17 protein-coding genes are annotated in these 17,426 nt (G+C 44.5%); 8 read left to right on the top strand and 9 right to left on the bottom strand.

What is annotated here, in order from left to right; genetic code table 11:
* The first annotated feature begins 166 nt into the window (after positions 1-166).
* The 8 genes from CGZ90_RS13425 to CGZ90_RS13390 all read left to right on the top strand — a co-directional run bounded on the left by CGZ90_RS13425 (position 167) and on the right by CGZ90_RS13390 (position 5,057).
* A complete protein-coding gene (locus tag CGZ90_RS13425; RefSeq protein WP_094253008.1) occupies positions 167-706 on the top strand; it encodes an SdpA family antimicrobial peptide system protein in 540 nt (179 codons plus the stop codon).
* Positions 691-1,611, top strand: coding sequence for a sporulation-delaying protein SdpB family protein (locus CGZ90_RS13420; RefSeq protein ID WP_094253007.1), 921 nt, complete (start codon positions 691-693; stop codon positions 1,609-1,611). The genes CGZ90_RS13425 and CGZ90_RS13420 overlap by 16 nt, the downstream gene beginning before the upstream one ends.
* Positions 1,608-2,180 carry a sporulation delaying protein family toxin gene (locus tag CGZ90_RS13415; protein WP_165766853.1) on the top strand — a complete coding sequence of 191 codons (573 nt, stop codon included), beginning with the start codon at positions 1,608-1,610 and terminating at the stop codon, positions 2,178-2,180. Before CGZ90_RS13420 ends, CGZ90_RS13415 begins: the two co-directional genes overlap by 4 nt.
* A 407-nt stretch (positions 2,181-2,587) precedes the next feature.
* The gene (locus CGZ90_RS13410) at positions 2,588-2,932 is read left to right on the top strand and encodes a PadR family transcriptional regulator (protein ID WP_094253005.1); all 345 of its coding nucleotides are present in this window, start codon (positions 2,588-2,590) and stop codon (positions 2,930-2,932) included.
* On the top strand, positions 2,933-3,538 hold the full coding sequence (locus CGZ90_RS13405) for a hypothetical protein (protein WP_094253004.1): 606 nt from the start codon (positions 2,933-2,935) through the stop codon (positions 3,536-3,538).
* Between the two features lie 22 nt (positions 3,539-3,560).
* Entirely contained in the window at positions 3,561-3,845 is a 285-nt protein-coding gene (locus tag CGZ90_RS13400) for a DUF3784 domain-containing protein (RefSeq protein ID WP_094253003.1), read from the top strand.
* A 12-nt stretch (positions 3,846-3,857) separates the two neighbouring features.
* Entirely contained in the window at positions 3,858-4,244 is a 387-nt protein-coding gene (locus CGZ90_RS13395; RefSeq protein ID WP_094253002.1) for a thiol-disulfide oxidoreductase DCC family protein, read from the top strand.
* 12 nt (positions 4,245-4,256) lie between these two features.
* Positions 4,257-5,057, top strand: coding sequence for a YhfC family intramembrane metalloprotease (locus CGZ90_RS13390; RefSeq protein WP_094253001.1), 801 nt, complete (start codon positions 4,257-4,259; stop codon positions 5,055-5,057).
* A gap of 80 nt (positions 5,058-5,137) precedes the next feature.
* Here CGZ90_RS13390 and CGZ90_RS13385 read toward each other — a convergent pair whose 3' ends face one another.
* The 9 genes from CGZ90_RS13385 to CGZ90_RS13345 all read right to left on the bottom strand — a co-directional run bounded on the left by CGZ90_RS13385 (position 5,138) and on the right by CGZ90_RS13345 (position 17,269).
* A complete protein-coding gene (locus CGZ90_RS13385) occupies positions 5,138-8,626 on the bottom strand; it encodes a TIM-barrel domain-containing protein (protein ID WP_094253000.1) in 3,489 nt (1,162 codons plus the stop codon).
* 60 nt (positions 8,627-8,686) lie between these two features.
* Positions 8,687-9,952 carry an ABC transporter substrate-binding protein gene (locus tag CGZ90_RS13380; protein ID WP_094252999.1) on the bottom strand — a complete coding sequence of 422 codons (1,266 nt, stop codon included), beginning with the start codon at positions 9,950-9,952 and terminating at the stop codon, positions 8,687-8,689.
* Positions 9,953-9,970: 18 nt separating this feature from the next.
* A complete protein-coding gene (locus tag CGZ90_RS13375; RefSeq protein ID WP_094252998.1) occupies positions 9,971-10,849 on the bottom strand; it encodes a carbohydrate ABC transporter permease in 879 nt (292 codons plus the stop codon).
* Positions 10,839-11,723, bottom strand: coding sequence for a carbohydrate ABC transporter permease (locus CGZ90_RS13370; RefSeq protein ID WP_094252997.1), 885 nt, complete (start codon positions 11,721-11,723; stop codon positions 10,839-10,841). Before CGZ90_RS13370 ends, CGZ90_RS13375 begins: the two co-directional genes overlap by 11 nt.
* A gap of 12 nt (positions 11,724-11,735) precedes the next feature.
* The gene (locus CGZ90_RS13365) at positions 11,736-12,956 is read right to left on the bottom strand and encodes an ROK family transcriptional regulator (RefSeq protein ID WP_094252996.1); all 1,221 of its coding nucleotides are present in this window, start codon (positions 12,954-12,956) and stop codon (positions 11,736-11,738) included.
* Positions 12,957-13,109: 153 nt separating this feature from the next.
* Positions 13,110-14,234: a GerAB/ArcD/ProY family transporter gene (locus tag CGZ90_RS13360; protein WP_165766852.1), complete on the bottom strand. Its 1,125-nt coding sequence runs from the start codon at positions 14,232-14,234 to the stop codon at positions 13,110-13,112.
* 19 nt (positions 14,235-14,253) lie between these two features.
* Positions 14,254-14,472, bottom strand: coding sequence for a hypothetical protein (locus CGZ90_RS13355; protein ID WP_094252994.1), 219 nt, complete (start codon positions 14,470-14,472; stop codon positions 14,254-14,256).
* A gap of 4 nt (positions 14,473-14,476) precedes the next feature.
* A complete protein-coding gene (locus CGZ90_RS13350; RefSeq protein WP_094252993.1) occupies positions 14,477-15,676 on the bottom strand; it encodes a Ger(x)C family spore germination protein in 1,200 nt (399 codons plus the stop codon).
* Positions 15,677-15,691: 15 nt separating this feature from the next.
* Positions 15,692-17,269: a spore germination protein gene (locus CGZ90_RS13345; RefSeq protein ID WP_165766851.1), complete on the bottom strand. Its 1,578-nt coding sequence runs from the start codon at positions 17,267-17,269 to the stop codon at positions 15,692-15,694.
* Between the last annotated feature and the right edge of the window lie 157 nt (positions 17,270-17,426).

Here is a 17,426-nt window from a genome sequence, read left to right as displayed (position 1 = left end):
TAGAAAACGGTCCGTCCCCGGGGCCGTTTTTTTTTGTTTACAGGTTGATAAAACTCCCCTTCCTCACCTCATTTATGCCCGTCAAATCAACCCTTTTTCTCAATACCAATATCATCCAATCCCTGTTACCTTTAATGTATACCAACACAACGTGAGGAGGATTCGCTTGAGTAAGAAAGTAATGTTCACCTTTCTTGTATTTTCGGCCATATGGGGATTTATCTTCTCATCCTCAGTTGCAGCGAGCTTAGGCACGACTCCCTTAGGCATGAGCAAAGACTCCAAGATCCTCTACTCGTCACTGCTTCCGCAAGGCTGGGGATTTTTCAGTAAAAGTCCGCGCGACACACTTTTGGGCATGCATGAAGCAAATGAAGAAAGTTTGAAGGTCCTCTTCCCTACGATGCGTTTTGAAAACGCGCTCGGCTTGTACAGAAAAGGACGATCACAAGGGGTCGAGATGGGCGGGTTATCGATGCATATTAAAAAAGAAGACTGGACGAAATGTGACGGTAAGAGTCTTGAAGAATGTGAAGCTTCCGCAAATGAGATCACGATTGAGAACAAGACACCTGAACCGTTATTGTGCGGAGAATATTATTTCACACAGGAAGAAATCGTCCCTTGGAGCTATTACAAATACAGTGATTCAGGTTCTGAAGTCAAAGAAGTAGTGAGGGCGGATATCAAATGTTCAAATCGATAGAGCACCTGACAAATTCGTGGAAAAAGAAGAATCCGTGGACGAACGTGTACGGCCTGGCGCGAAGCATCATCGCCTTCTCAAGCATGCTGACGCTCATCGTCAACAAACCAGAGCTGCTGTTCAAGCCATCATCGGCTTCAACGAACTTTCCGATCTGTGAAACAGGCTACAGCGCCTTCTGCTTTGCACAAAATGATTACTTTTATCTGAATATCATCCGGTGGGTTTGTGTCCTGATCCTAGCACTCGTCGTGATTGGCTGGCGGCCAAGGGTCACTGGCATCCTCCATTGGTATGTCGCTTACAGCATGCAGGCTTCACTCGTCGTTATTGACGGCGGAGAACAGGCCGCTTCCGTTATTGCGTTTCTATTAATTCCGGTAACACTGACCGACAGCCGAAAATGGCATTGGCAGATCAGTGAAGACCGTTTCAATCCTGGCATTCATTCAAAAATTATCGCTTATCTATCCTTCTTTTTCATCCGGCTACAAGTAGCCATTATCTACTTCCATTCCACAGTCGCCAAGCTGAAAAACAAGGAATGGATTGACGGCACAGCTGTTTACTATTACTCACGTGAAAAGACGGTTGGTTTCAACGCCTTCTTTGACGATATCACGCACTCGATTCTGGCAAGTCCAATGGTTGTCATCCCAACCTGGGGAACCCTGCTCGTTCAGATTGTCATCTTCTGCGCGCTGTTCGCTCCGAAAAAGTACTGGAAAACGATTTTTATCGTTGCCGTGACAATGCATGAAATCTTCGCTCTCATGCTCGGGCTGATCAGCTTCTCCATCATAATGGGAGGCATTCTAATTCTCTACCTCGTACCAATTGACTCGGTTTTTAGCAAACTATTTGCTAGAAATAAAAACAAAAAATTAGAGGAGGCAGTAAGTTGAAGAAATTTATTTTATCAGTACTCACACTCGCTTTGGCTTTTGGAATCAGCTTTTCCACTAGCTCAAGCAACTCCGCTCAGGCGGCGAAGAAACAGTATTCGGGGGAAGAGCTTTTTAAAGGATTTGTCTTTGCACAAGGGGAGCTTGGTGCAAAAATGGGTGACGTATTCTCTAAATCTACAGCTAAAAAGCTAAACACGAAGGAATCTAAAAAGTTTGCCGATAGAGTAATCAAAGAAATTAAGAAGGACGACGCGCAGTTCTTCAACAAGCTTCAAGACGCTGCGTATTCTAAGAATCCTGCTAAGGTAGATGAGCTTCTAAAGCATGCTGGTTCTATCATCGAGAGCGATGTAGCTGAAATGCAGCAGGAAATGGCGAAGAACGATGGCGTTGTCGGCGCTGCTGCTTCTGTATCTGTTTCTTGGTACTACTATTACTACTATGTAGCTGCTGCAGCTGCTGGTATCGTGCTTGTATTGTTCGCGATCGACATCACACCAATCGCGAAGAAAGACGACACGAACCGCGAAATGGCGATTCGCTCGCTGATCGAAACAGTAAATTAATGCAAGGAAAAGTGCGGAGCCTTCCCTCTCCGCACTTTTTACATATAAATGCTTTTAGCAAGCTGTTGATTTCCGTTACAGGCGCACGCTTTCCGCGGGGCGGGCGGTGAGCCCCTTTGCCGCTACGCGCCCTAAAGGGTCTCACCTGTCCCACTGATCCCGCCGGAGTCGGCGCCTTACACTACAATCAACTCTATCAATGATGCTATTGCAAAAGACACAAGACACTTTCACAAAAGGAAATGAAATCAGCATTGTTAGCCTTTGCAACTGATGAAGGGAGACGCCTTCGATAAACTAGACTCTGTAGCTGGATAATTCTCCTAAGCATCGTAAAAAATAGGGGCATATTTTTTTGTGACCTAAGTATCATTGATATATAGCTATGAATCATATATAGTGGGGGTATGAATAGTAAAAATATGGATAGTTGGATTGTGCAATTACGCAAAGGAACGTTTGAGCTGGCCATCCTCTCACTCGTCCGTGACCGTGCCATGTATGGTTATGAGATCTCGTCCGCACTAAAGGATTCCCCTGTTTTCTCCATTTCAGAAGGAGCGATCTACCCCATTCTGAAGCGCATGACAGAAAAAGAATGGATTGAATTTTATTGGGAGGACTCATTCGAGGGTCCGCGCAGGAAGTATTACCAGATCACAAAGGAAGGGAGCTTAATTTTAGAAGACCGTATCAAGAAATATAAAGATATATACGATGCCCTCATACTTTTAGGTAAAGGCGGTGTTTAAATGGATCAATTAGAGACCATCATTTCCAACTACACAGCCGAGCTGGAAGAACGGCTCGCACGGATTCAAAAAGTTCACCGGGAAAATGTTGTAGAAGAAGTGAAAGACCATCTGTATTCCTTTGTCCAAGATTACAAAAGCCAAGGCCTGACTGACGCTGAGATCGAGGAGAAGATTCAGCAGGAATTTCTCTCTATGGACGAACTTGCTGAAGGAATTATGAGCAGCTCACCTAAGAACAGCCTTCATCACCGGATGAAAAAGAACTACACACTCATACTCCCGCTCATCGCCGGCTCGCTCGGCATCTTCGCCTTCCCTGACCACCAAGAGCTACTGATAGCTTTAATGCTTTTTATTTACTCCTATCTTGTCGTCACAAAAAAAATGACCTGGGGCTTTGCCGCTGTCCGCAAAAATCCTGGCCGGGTCAAGCACCACGAGAAAGTTTCCCAGCTCGGCAGCATCTACTTGTTCCTGCTTGGCATGGTCTTTATCATCGGCCAGTTCGTCACGATGACGAACGAAAATCTTATTTTCCTATCTGTCATTGTTTTCATCTCTCTCAGCTTTTTCTTCTATATCAACCGCATGCTTGCAAGATAACTTTTAGAACGGAGGAATTACCATGGATCAAAACCTTATCGTTTTAAGTGTCGTATTTTTCGCTGTCGCGATTTTCGTTGGTGTAATGAAGCAAACATGGCTGCTTGCCGGGTTTAATGAAAAACGAGTGAAGGACAAAGATAAGCTCGCCCGGATTGCCGGCTTCTATTTGTTCCTGCCACTAGCCGTACTCCTGCTCATACACGCGTTTGTTCAATACCCCTACGATGATAAAATCCTGCCAGCCGTCAGTGTCGCCTATGGCGTGATAATCATTTATTACGTGAACACGAAAATGGCAGAATAGCAGGCTGCCACTATGAACCGAAAGAACATGACCGTTTTCTATGACAATTGGTGCCCGATGTGCACTGGAATAAAAGAAAAAATTGAGAAACTAGACTGGTTACATGCGATTGAGTTTGTCGGCATCCGTGAAGATCAAGCACCTGAAAGAATCGGAGTTCCACTCGCAGATCTGGAAAAGAAAATGTACGCCATCATCCAGCATAACGGACAGATCGTTTCGGGCTTATCAGCGTTTACTGCGATCTCACTCCGTATTCCAGTCTGGATGGCTTTCTACCCTTTCTTAAAGCTATCTTCCGCATTAGGAATCGGCCACAAAGTCTATGATTATATCGCACAGAACCGCTCGATCGTACCCGTCAATAAATGTGACACGTCTTGTAAAATTCAACGATAACGGAGGAAGCCTATGGTCAGCCAAACATCCATCCTTTTCATGGCAATATCCGCTTTTCTATCACTCGCCGTTCCGATCGGCGCGCTCATCTATTGCAAGAAGAAGAACATCTCCTGGAAGCCTGTCCTGATCGGTGTTCTGATCTTCATCCTCTTTTCCCAAGTTCTCGAAGGTTTGCTAAACTTGTTTGTATTAAAATCTGGCAGCTGGACGGATAATCCCTACCTGTATGCTCTTTACGGCGGTACGGCTGCAGGCGTATTTGAAGAAGTCGGCCGACTCGTCGGGTTTATTTATTTGCTGAAAAAGTACCGAAAGTGGAAAGACGGCGTAGCTTACGGAATAGGTCATGGCGGAATAGAAGCCATCCTGATCGGAGTGATCGCAGGTATTCAAAACATCTCCATGTCGACGATGATCAACTCCGGCAGCTTCGACCAAGTCATTAAAGCCGCGAACGGAGATCCTGCTTTGCTTGAGAACGTGCGTGAACAGCTTATCAGCGCGCCAAGCTACATGTTTTTAATGGGAGGATTTGAAAGAATCGCGGCGTTCGTGCTGCAGATCGCCTTATCAATTCTAGTCCTTTATGCTGTTAAAAATAGAAAAGCGATTTATCTGTTTCTGGCCATTTTCATTCACGCGGCTATCGATTTCGTGGCATTGCTTGCTAAAGAACTGGAGTGGAGCATATTCGTTCCAGAGGGACTGCTGCTCATAGTAGCTATTGCGGCGTTTGTTTTCATTAAACGTTCGAAGAGGATGTTTGATGGGTATTCTATTAACAAGGATCAAAACACAATTACTCCATAGTCTAATATTATTTCCCCTCATAAATAAAGGAAAGCATCCATAACCAGATGCTTTCCTTTTGCTTGTAATAACCATGCCATTTAAATCTTCTTGCAGCTCACCCATCCGCCATCTAATCTTTCTAAATCACTTACATTCACTTTTTTGTGATTGATCGTGAGAGTCTGGTTAGCACTGAGCTGCGATTCCAAGAACAGCAGCTTCAGGCCTCCTATTGTCGTGCTAATTTCTACACTCCATTCCTCATCAACAATCTTAGCCTCAACACTCAACACCTGATTAAGATGGTCCGTTATCTCCACATTTAATCCATCTTCTAAATAGATCCTGGCAACAGGCGTTTTATAAGAGTCAATCTCATTCCCTACCCAAGAGCCTAATTGAAGGGTTTCATCCGTATTCATCAAGAGTACCGTACCCCGCTTCACAAATACCGGAATCGTGTTTAGTGGAGCTTTAACTCTTCTGTAAGCCGGTCCGACGACCACTTCCTCTGTCCATAAGCTGTACCAAGTACCGTCAGGGAAATAAACATTTCTCTCTGTACTGCCTTCTTCAATAACAGGCGCAACCAGAAGGCTTTCACCAAACATGTATTCATCAAAAATGGTTTTAACACTGCTATCTTCAGGAAACTCAAGGCATAGCGGTCTCATCAAAGGAACTCCCGTTTCACTTGAAATTCGAGCTTGGTGATAGATGTAAGGCAGCAAGTTCATCCTCACATTCGCGAAAAAGCGATAGCCTTCAATTGCATATGGATTTCCTGTTCTTTCCGCAATGTTCCAAGGCGTCCGGTCTTGATTGAACTCCGCCTTGCTTTCGGCATGATACTGCATGATCGGACAGAACGCAGCCATCTGTGCGGATCGGATGAACAGCTCAGCACTTGGAATATCCCCGTTGAAACCGCCTAAATCCCAGCCCCAAAACGGAATGCCTGATAAACCTGAGGACAAACCTGCTATTAAAGACCGCTGAAACGCTTCAAACGTTGACCTCTCATCTCCAGCCCAATGAGCCGGAAACTTTTGTGCACCTGTGTATCCTGCCCGGCTGAACGTCATCGCATCGCCTTTTTTATGATTCGCAGCGAAATCATAATAAGCTTGTATATAATCGTTTGGATACTGATTACGCATTTCGTCCCCATTGCGTCCGTCCGCAAACTGCAGCTGCTTTCCGAAGACGAATTCCCCTCCGTCTGTTTTAAATCCGTCCACTCCAATATCCAGCAAATATTGACGTTTATTAAACCACCACTGCTTCCCTTCATCAGATGAAAAATCCATTAATAAACTTTCCTTGAACCATCCTTCAGGCATGCGGTAAGGAGTTCCGTCACTGTTTTTTACCATGTACTCTTTTTCCAGCATATACGCTTCATCCGTATCTTTTTGCAGATGATGCTGCCGGTTTAAGTATTTTTGAATAGGGATTTGCCATAAAATGAGTCTTAGTCCATTCTCATGCAGATAGTCAGTTAAACCCTTAGGGTCCGGCCATCTACCCCACTCCGGAAAGTGATAATCTTCATAGCGGTGGTAGTCTTCTCTTTCCTTCACTTCATATTCAGCATCATTAAAAATATAATACGTTGCTTCGTCGCTCCATTGCTCGAGCACAAGGACGGTTGACGGAATCTGCAGCTCCTTCGTTAACCGCACCTGTTCTCTTACTACTGAATCACGGTCCCAGTTATTACTGGACATCCAAGGTCCGAACGCCCATACAGGAGGTAATATTGGCTTTCCCGTTTGTAACGTGAACTGCTCACAAACCTGTTTCGGTTCTCCATAAAAGAAGTGAATCTGTATACTTGAATCAGAATCAGTTACTTCACATTCCACTTGAAGGAGATCGTTTAATTGATGCCCTAGATCGAAGGAGCTCAGCCGCAGTGTATTGATCCACATACCGTATCCTTTAGAGCTGATGTAGTACGGAACCGGCATATAAGTACGTGTTCCCTGGTCGCGGTACTGATTATAAACGTAGCAATCCAGTACATTCCCTCTTTGATCTAATGAGTTGTATCTTTCTCCAAATCCATAAAACTTCTCATCCTCACTTATTGCAAAATTAAACTGCAGCTTCTTCTTTTCAATCTTGCTATCTATTAACCAGCTGATTGGATGATGCGTTTTCGTACAGCTTTCAAGCAAAATTTTTCCCGAGTAATCGGTTACTTGAAGAGATAAAGGTTCCTTCTTCAGCTTGTAGCAGTATTCTTTTAAATACAAAACAAATACTTCACTTTTATCTAGCATGAGAGATGAAGATGTTTTTTCTGCAACAAAGGGCTCTTCAAACTGCACAGTAAATGATGAAGAGAGTCCTTCTGCTGTATGAATTCCAATGTATACAGGTGAAAGATTTAGCAGGTCCTCCCCCTCAAACCAATACATAGCATCCTGGCGGCCGTAAAAGGCCACACTCTTCACCGCATTCAGCTTTAATGGCGAAAACGAATAACGGTCACTTTCCGCAACTACGTCTCCATTCTTGCGGGCAAAGAAAATATATTCCGCCTCCGTGTCCTCAAACGAGCCAATGTTTGCTTTCCATATTGATCCCTTTTCTCTGGAGCAACTGACTTCTTTCACCATGTCACCGCTTCTTACTTTTACCGTTAGTTCATCTGCTGAATCTGGCCAGATCTCGGCATACACCGTAACATCCTGACCTTCAAGCGGATGCTTCGGAAATCGTTCTGTTGCCTGCGGTTCATAATGATTATCATGCCCAAACGGATTGTGCATGATTTGATACGTCTGGATGTCTTCTCTATGTTCTTCTAAATAAAAGCTCACCATTTCTATTAAACTTTCAGTGAGTACTTTTTCCTTTGCTTCAGCTGGCTTCTGTAAGGATTGCTGATAATAATGCCTCGCTTTCTTTAAATCTCCCTTTTCTGTAAAATATAACGCTAACCACGCGGTACTGGCGGGTGAAGCTGCATTTTCACCGGCAGTTCGGTAGACGCCTTCATTCGAAACCAGCCTGTTTTCTATTTCTTTTACCGCTTCAACCATCACCAAGTCTTCTGGTGAAAACAACCCAAACGGCATGACCGCAGCGAGCAAATCAGTTGATACCGTTTTACGGCTAGGTGAGCTGATTAGCATCCCGCCTTTAAGGCCATTTTCAAACAGATAATCACGAATCTCAGTAAGCGTCGACTGAAGTTCGTTTTTCCTAAGAAACTGTTTCGCCGCTAACAGTGCTGCATAAGAGATACCGAGATTAGAGAAATAGATGTCTTTTTCACACATACTCTCCCAAATATTGATCTGCGGAATCTCCCATGATCTGCAAATTCTTTTAATTAACACATCCATATGAGAAGAGTGCTCTACTGTAAGGTCCTTCTCTCCACTCCTCTTGTCATGCTGAATAGCTGACCAAACCCAGCTGGCAATATAATAAAGGGTCTGCTCGTTCTCATTCGGCATGTAGTCTATTAAAAGTTTCTTTGAAGTGAGGAAATCTTGTTTCAGCTGTAAGGAATGAGCTTTAAGGATAGAAGAAAAGGCGATGAAAGGCTTGTTGACTTCCTGTAAGATCATGTTTATCTCTCCTGTTACAAAGATACAGCCAAGAATTCGATCTTGGCTGTATCTGTTTGATTATTTTTTAATAAGAGTCTGCAGCTCTTTTTCAACATTCTTTAACGCGTTTTCCGGTGTTTCTTGACCGAGTTTCACTTTATCCAGCTCTTTGCCGAACATATCGGTTAACTTGCTCCACTCTTCGATGACTGGAGGGACAACAAGTGAATCAAGTGCTTTAAAGACAACTTCACGGCTCTCCGGCGGTGATTTTTCCAGATATCCTTTTACTAATGCTTCGTCCGTTACTGCTGGAAGTTCCCATGAGCTGTCGATGCGGATCTTCGCTGCTTCCTCGCTGCTGCTCATGAATTGTGCCCACTTCCAAGCCGATTCTGCATTTTTCGTTTTCTTGGATACCGCTAATCCGTTCGCGAAGAAATGATGTGCTTTTTGCGTGTTGCCAGGCTCTAGCGCGATGTCCCATTTGAAAGGAACGTCTTTAAATCCATCAAACATCCAGATTCCTGTTCTTAGCATCGCAATCTTTCCAGCTTTGAACAGATCTTCGTTCGCCTGACCAGACATTTCTTTTTCCGTCGGTGTTACATGGTATTTATTCATTTTGTCCATCATCCATGTGAGTGTTTCCACGTTTTCCGGACTGTTTACTGTTACTTCTGTTTTATCTTCATTAAAGATCGATCCACCATTTTGTGCAATCGTCTTATAGAACTCCCAGAACTGAACTGGGGCATACGTTCCCCAAACGCCCTTATTATTTGTTAATTTCTCAGCCGCTTCTAGCTCTTCTTTCCAAGTCCAGCTTTCAGACGGATATTCTACACCAGCTTGATCAAATAAGTCTTTGTTGTAAAAAAGGACAACGTTCGAAAAGCTTTCAACCATTCCGTACTGCTTTCCGTCGTATTGAAAAGCCTCGTACGCTTTTTTATTGATGCTGTCTGGATTGAACTCTTTATCTTTCTTGATGAGAGGATCAAGTTCTAGCAATGCACCTTTTGCGGCATAGCTTACAAAGTTTTCATAGTTTAGCTCAAACACATCCGGAGCGTTGCTTCCGGCAATTTGCGTTTGCAGCTTTGTAAAATAATCCTCAAATGAGGCCAGCTCGTAATCTACCTTAATCTTTGGATTTTGCTTTTCAAATGCGGCGATCATGGCTTTCAAATCTTTTTCGTGCGCTTCACCTGGCGAGAAGGCGAAATACTTTAATGTGACAACTCCATCCTTGCTTTTCCCTGTTGAAGATTCACCTGAACAGCCAGCAACGATGCCGATTAGCAATAATAGAATAATGGCGAAGATACCTGTTTTTTTCATCCCAATACCCCTCTTCATTTATTTAATTCCGCTTAATGTGATGCCTTTGATAAAGTACTTTTGTGCGAATAAATAGACAGCTAAGATCGGAATAACACTAATTACAACGCCTGCCATTAACAGATTCCAATCCGTTGCCCACCTCCCTTGCAGATTTGAAAGTCCAAGCGGCAGCGTCATTAAATCCTGATTGCTCACGATAATGAGCGGCCATAGAAAGTTGTTCCACGACTGCATGAATGAAAAGATCGCTAGTGTTGCCAGAGCAGGTTTTGCCAGAGGCAGGATAATCTGAAAGAACACCCTGAAATGACTGGCTCCATCGATAAAGGCGGCTTCTTCTAACGATTTAGGAGTGGTCAGGAAAAACTGCCGCAGCAGGAAGGTTCCAAAAGCGTTAAACAAACCTGGCAGGATCAGTCCTTGATATGTATCAAGCCACCCTAGGTACTTCATCAAAATGAACTGCGGTGTCATCGTCACTTGCAATGGAACCATGAGTGTAGCGAGATAGATCAGGAAAAGAGTATCTCTGCCTTTAAAATGAAGTCTTGAAAATGCGTAAGCGGCCATTGAACATAATAAAAGCTGGCCGAGTGTTGAAGATACAGCTACGAATAAACTATTAAATAAGAACTTCCAAATCGGAAAGGATTCGGCGACTTGAGAGTAATTTGAGAGCGTGATGTTCTCTGGTATGAACTGCGGCGGCAATGTCATCGTCGCGCCCTGCTCTTTTAACGAAGTCGATAGCATCCACAAAAATGGAATGATCATGATTAGGGCACCTAACCCTAGTGTTGTGTAAAAAAGCAGTTTTCGCAGCACTTTGCGTTTTCCAATTGTGAAGACTGCTTTCTGTTGTTTTTTTGCAGCTAACTTGATCTCACTGCTCATAATCCACCCACCTTTTCTGAAGCCTGTTCTGTACTAACGTGACAATGAAAATGATGAGAAACAGCACCCATGAGACGGCAGAAGCATATCCCATTTCAAAATAGCGGAACGCATGGTTATAGATTTTTTGGACAAGAACGGTGGTCGAGCCTGCTGGGCCGCCTTCTGTCATGATCATGACTTGATCAAACACTTGAAAGGAATTGATTAATGAAATAATGAGAATGAAGAATGTCGTAGGTGTAAGGAGAGGAATCGTGATGTGAAGAAACTTCTTAAATGGTGTCGCTCCATCAATATCTGCAGCTTCGTAGTATGTTTCAGAAATGTTTTGCAAACCAGCAAGGAATAGGACCATAACAAAACCTGTGTCTTTCCATACGCTTGTAAGTACAATAGCAATCATTGCCCAGTTCGGATCCTGCAGCCAGTCAGGACCGTTGATCCCAAACCAGCTTAAGAAATAATTGACGAGTCCGTATGCCGGATTGAACAGCCACTTCCAGATCAGTGAAACAGCGACCCAGGAAGAAATAACCGGAATAAAGTACGCCGCTCGGAAAAAGGTTCTGCCTTTCATTTTCTTGTTGAGCAGCATGGCGATACCAAGTGCAACAACAAGGACCGTTGGCAAATATAAAATGATGAACAATAGTGTATTTTTCAATGCTGCCCAGAATTCAGCGTCGTGCCATATCGCCTTATAATTTTCCACTCCAATAAATTCAGGAGATGTTAACAGATCCCATTTCGTAAAACTCAAGCCGAGCGATGCAAGAATGGGGATTCCAATAAAGAATAGAAAACCGATAAAGTTTGGCAGCAGAAAAGCACAGATGACGAGCCACTTTTTCCAACCCTTATCTCCTACCATGTTCAACCCCCTCTACTTGATTAAAAGTTCAGACTGTTCATACAGCGGCACTTGAAACAACTGGTTGATCGCCAGAAGCGCTGCACCTTGAACCCATGCGTCATTCCCTAACTCCGATAACGAAATTTTTGTCTTGCAGTTTGCGTTGGAAAAGAAATTTTGGTTCGCCATTTTCAAGGCGTATGGAAGGAAATAGTCTTTTGCAATCATCCCCTCACCGACCAGAACGACCATTGAAGGATTAAAGCTATTAATCGCGCTGACCATGCCGACTCCTATGTTTTTGCCGATCCGTTTTAACAGTTCGATCGCGAGCTCATCACCTTTAGCTGCTGCATCATGTACTCTCGGAAACGAATAGTCATCGTCTAAAACAGTATCCGGATAATGAGGTTTTAAATAAATGCCTTCAATATTCAAGTACGGTTCTGAAGCGTACATTTCAAGGCATCCCTGCTGGCCGCAATGACATTGATAGCCATCAATGTTCACGATGATGTGGCCAAACTCACCGGCCCCGCCATGCTCTCCGTAATAAAGTTGGTTATTAATGACAATGCCAGTACCTATCCCAGCTCCTACCGATAAACAGATGAAGTTCTTGTGCGTCCTTCCAATCCCAAGCCAAAACTCAGCTAACGTGTAAGCGTTTACATCATTGTCAATAAAAATAGGCACTTGATAGTATTTTTTCAGCTGCTCACAAACGTTAACATTTTCCCAATTCAAAAGCGTTGATCGTACAATCTTGCCATCTTTTCCGCTGACAAGTCCAGATGAGGCAATGCCAATCCCCAAGATATCCTCGTTCGCGATGCCATACTCAGTTATGACGTCTTTAATCCCATGATGGATGAGGTTCATGGCGATTTCAGGTTCGCTGCCTCTTAAGAATGCAAAATGCTTCTTTAAAAGAATTGTAGACTTGAGGTTCGTAAGCGCGATGATCACTTGCTTTTCTTCAATCTTAATTCCGACCGTATACCCGAAGTTTTGATTCAGTTCCAGCAGAATCGGTCTTCTTCCGCCAGTCGATGTTGTGGTGCCGACTTCATACACCAGATTGTTGCTAATTAAATCATCTACAATATTTGATACGGTGGAGAGACTTAACTTTACTTTCTTGGATACGTCTGTCCGGCTGATTGGACCGTTCACCCGTATGTATTCAATGACAAGAGCACGATTAATGTCTTTAATTAAATCTCTGTTCCCTATTCGTAATTTATCCATATTCATACCTTTCCTTTATTTTCTAATTATGATTATAACTTCCTTTATTCAGTGAAGCAAGTATATTTTTCTGACAATTCTAACATTTTATTTGTTGTAGTACTTACAACACAAAAAAGAGCACGATTGAAATCGCACTCTTTATTACTATGTCTACCCTGACTCTGTACGCGCCGTTCCAGATTTATTTCTCTCTCCCCCCCGCACAAGCGACACCAGCCACACAACGAATGGAAAGACCGCGCACCACAGAAAAGCGTACAAATCATACACCGGTGTGAATTCGATCAGGAAGGATATGCTTGGGAAGATGGACAGTGAAAGCACGTACAACACCAGACCGATCGGCAGTACAATGATTCGATATTCCTTCAACTCAAAAACCTGTGCAATGCCGAGGCAGCTCACATACGTCAGGACGAGGAGCTTCACGAATACGGTGATGAACCAGATCAGCGCCATCAACGCTTCAACGCGCTGGAAGAATTCGCGGATATTGATCGTTTTTGTTAGATCGTACGTCGGATAGATCGACCTCGCCGTTTCGGTCGGACCGACGACTAAAATCGTCAGCACTGATATGAATATGAGCAATCCGCCGCCCATTATCGTGCCAAGCATGAACGCTTTCTTCGTATCCTGCGGCCGGTTAACGTATGGGATAATCATGAGAAAGACGACCATTTCAAGAAAAGGAAAGACTAAGAATGAAAACGACGACTGCACGATTGGCTTCATGCCATTTTCAAAAACAGGCAGAATGTTCGTTACTTCAATTTGCGGCAGCAGCGTGAGGAACAGGGCGACGAGCAGAAGCACGATCCAAGGGATAAACAGCTCCATTGTCCGTGTGAACACCTCGAGCCCAAGCTTTACGCCATAAAGGACGATGATCAGAAAAATGATATGAATCGCTTCGATCGGTGTTTCGACCATCATAACGGTCGTCATAAAATCGCCGATATCGCGCAGCACGAACGTCGCGAGCAGCAGAACGTAGCACACAAAAAACAAGAACCCAACCGATTTTCCGATCCACTTCCCAAAACACTTTTCTAAAATCTCAATTAAGTTTACATACTGAAATCTCTCAGACAGTTTCCAATAAAAGATGACCATTGCCACACCGATCGCAAGTCCCAGTAAGCCGCTGATCCATGCATCCTGCTTCGCTTTTGCGGCGAGTATCGATGGGATGATGAGGATGGCTGTGCCTATCGTATATAGAGCGACTAATATTGTAAACTGACGCACACTAATCTTTCCTTTTTCAAGCACAATCCACACCTCCCCATTTTTACATCATTTTAGTCAGCGGCTTCAACACATACGAAATCCCGTTAAGCGGCGATGGCATCTCAATTCCTGCACTTTTAATCAGCAGCATGACAAGGCCAATCATAAAGATCGAGAAATACACACGATTCTCCCGTTTCCGCTTATACTGCTTTAACTTGCGGCGGTCAATGAGCAGGACGAGACCCGCTATAAGCAAGGTAATGAGCGTATATCCCATACTCTTAATCCCCCATCTCGTTAATGAAAGAATTGCTTCGCTTTCCAAGCTTCTCAATATCCACCGTTACCTTGCTCTTAATCGTAATATCGACAAACTCTTTGTCCCACTTCTTTTCAACCTTTTTCCAGTAGCCCGGTTCTGCACGATGCATCACTTCGCCGAACCCTAGGAAATCAAACTTAAATTCATCCTGAGCAGCTTTTATCGCGGAACGGATTTTCGCGTTAATATCCTTTTCTGCCAATTCTTCAATCTGATCCACCGTTGCCTGCTTCGTCAAGTCAATGGCACAGCCTACTTCTGCAATGTTCGCATCAGCTTTTACCGTCACGCTCATTTCAGGCTTCGGTTTCATCGTATTCAACTTCAGCTTCGTATCGGCATCAATCAGCTCTACTGATAAAAATCGTTTCTTATCGTCTATACACGGAACAGCAACAATCGTACTTTTTACGTTATCCACGATATAGTTGTAGCCCTTGCTTTCCTTTTCGTTCAGCCAGCCCTTCAGCTTATCATCTTTAAAAACCGCAATACCCGTATACTTAAGCCTGACCTTTGGATTCGACGTCTGCAGGTTCTCCATCTTCTCGCCCTCTTTCGCGTCTCCGGTCAGCTGGATCCCGGTTATAACCGCATGTTTGCCGTGACTCGTCAAATCCTTGATCAGTTCACCAAACGTCAGAGCAAGCGTTGGGGCGAATACATCGGCTGATGTCTGCAGCTTTGTGAACATGTTCTGCGCCGCAATTTTTTCAACCGGCACAAGAACGTTCAGCACATCATCAGCCGGATGGTCTTTTGCCACGACCACATAAAAATCGTTACGGAACTCTGGATCGCGGGAGAGCAAATCGAGTGCTTCGGCAAATCCGTCCTTCGCCAGCTCCTCACCGATCACTAAAATTTTCAGGTGAGGGTAATACGTTTTGCGGGGTGCAACCTTTGTCACCCGGCGAATCGCTTCAAAAATGGTCTTTCCTTTTTCCTGATAAGTGACGATCGGGGCTCTTGATGTATCACTTTGTCTTGCCGAAACTGCTGATGGATTCACAAGCTGTACTGTCACAACATATTCATGATCAATCTTATCAATCCCCATCGCCACCGCAATCCCAAGTGTTTCAAGTTCACGGTTGTTCCAGCAGCCGGCAAGAAAAAGGACGAGCGCACATAGTGGAAGTAACACGATTCGTTTCATCTTGCCTGCTCCTTTCTACTTGGATTTGGATTGCCTTTGATTATTCTTCTGGCTGATCAGCCGCGGACGTGTGATGAGGCGGAATATCGGTTTTCGCCAAAACGTATCCTTCATGTCATCCGGAACAAAAGGTGCCAATGGATCCATATACGGAATTCCGAACGAACGAATGCTGCACAGATGAAGCGCCAGAGCGAACAATCCTGCCGCAATGCCGTAAAGGCCGAACGTCCCGGCCAGGAACATGAACACGAAGCGAATAATTCGAATCGAGATGCCCATGTTATATGCCGGCAAAATAAAGTTGGAGATCGCCGTAATCGCCACGACAATAACCATCGCCGCCGAGATAATCCCCGCCTCAACCGCCGCCTGGCCGATAACGAGTGCTCCGACGATCGAAACGGTCTGACCGATGGCTTTTGGCAGACGCAATCCTGCTTCACGCAGAATTTCGAGTGTGACCTCCATGATCAGCGCCTCAACAATAGCCGGAAAAGGAACCCCCTCCCGCTGTGCCGCCAGACTGATAAGCAGCGGTGTCGGCAGCATTTCCTGATGAAAGTTGATGACGGCGATATAGACCGCAGGGCCGAGCATCGAGATAAAAAAAGCTGATATCCTCAGCAGCCTTAGCAATGTCGCGATATCCCACCGCTGATAATAGTCCTCTGCTGCCTGGAAAAAGTGCGTGAACAGCGCCGGCACGAGCAAAACGAACGGCGTTCCGTCGATGACAATCGCGATCCGCCCCTCTAATAATGCAGCCGCAACGACATCCGGCCGTTCCGTGTTAAATACCGTTGGAAACGGCGTGTACACCTCATCTTGAATAAATTCTTCTATATAATTGCTCTCAAGAATACCATCGATATCAATTTTATCGAGCCGCGCGTGTACCTCTTTTACAAGTTTGTCGTTCGCGATCCCGTGTATGTGAATGACCGCAACAGAGGTTTGCGTGACATTACCGATCACTTTTCTCTCAACTCGCAGCCTCGGGTCTTTAATTTTTCTTCTGATAAGAGTTGTATTTATCAGCCCGTTTTCGTTGAACGCCTCTTTTGGCCCGCGCACCACATTTTCGGTAGACGACTCGGTCACAGCCCGGCCTTTATGTCCTTTCGAATCGATCACAAGACCATGTGTAACAGAGTTAACAAGCAAAACAGCATTGCCGGCAAGAATCGCTCTTATCGCTTCCCGAAAAAAACGGATTTCATCTAACCGATTAACAGGTGTAGAAAGCAGCTTAAAAAAGTCAGCCGTCCCTTCCTCTTCTTGTGAAAGGAAATTAGAATACTTCATCATTTCAGGCGTACGGTTAATGTGCTCAAAAAAGTGGTTGATCGCCACCTTATCGACCATCCCGTCCATATACAGCAAAGCCGCCTCGTGCCCCCCAAGGATAAAGTCAGTCATCACTAGATCAGAGCTTCCCCCAAGTATCTCCTTTATCCGGCGGAGATTCTCCAGAAGTTCAGGAGTGAACGCTTCCCCTTGCTGTGCCAGTTCCGCCTGCGCTGTACTGTTCTCTTGGGTAAGCTGAGCTTGATCGTTATTCAACTTTTTATTCGGCCGTTTTCTAAACATCAACAAAACTCCCCGCATCAAGGCTCAAAACAAATATATTAGCCATTATTTCTAAATTAGTTGGGATTTAAACGTTTAATGGGGTGGAGATGCCGGAGTGCGGGCAGGTTCAGAGGGTGGGAAATCGCTGTGAGAGCATTTGCGGGTCTAATCTGGA

It is taken from the genome of Fictibacillus aquaticus, assembly GCF_002245695.1.
Classification (GTDB): domain Bacteria; phylum Bacillota; class Bacilli; order Bacillales; family Fictibacillaceae; genus Fictibacillus; species Fictibacillus aquaticus.
Note: the sequence above shows the minus strand (reverse complement) of the source record. Positions and strands in the feature narration are given on the sequence as shown.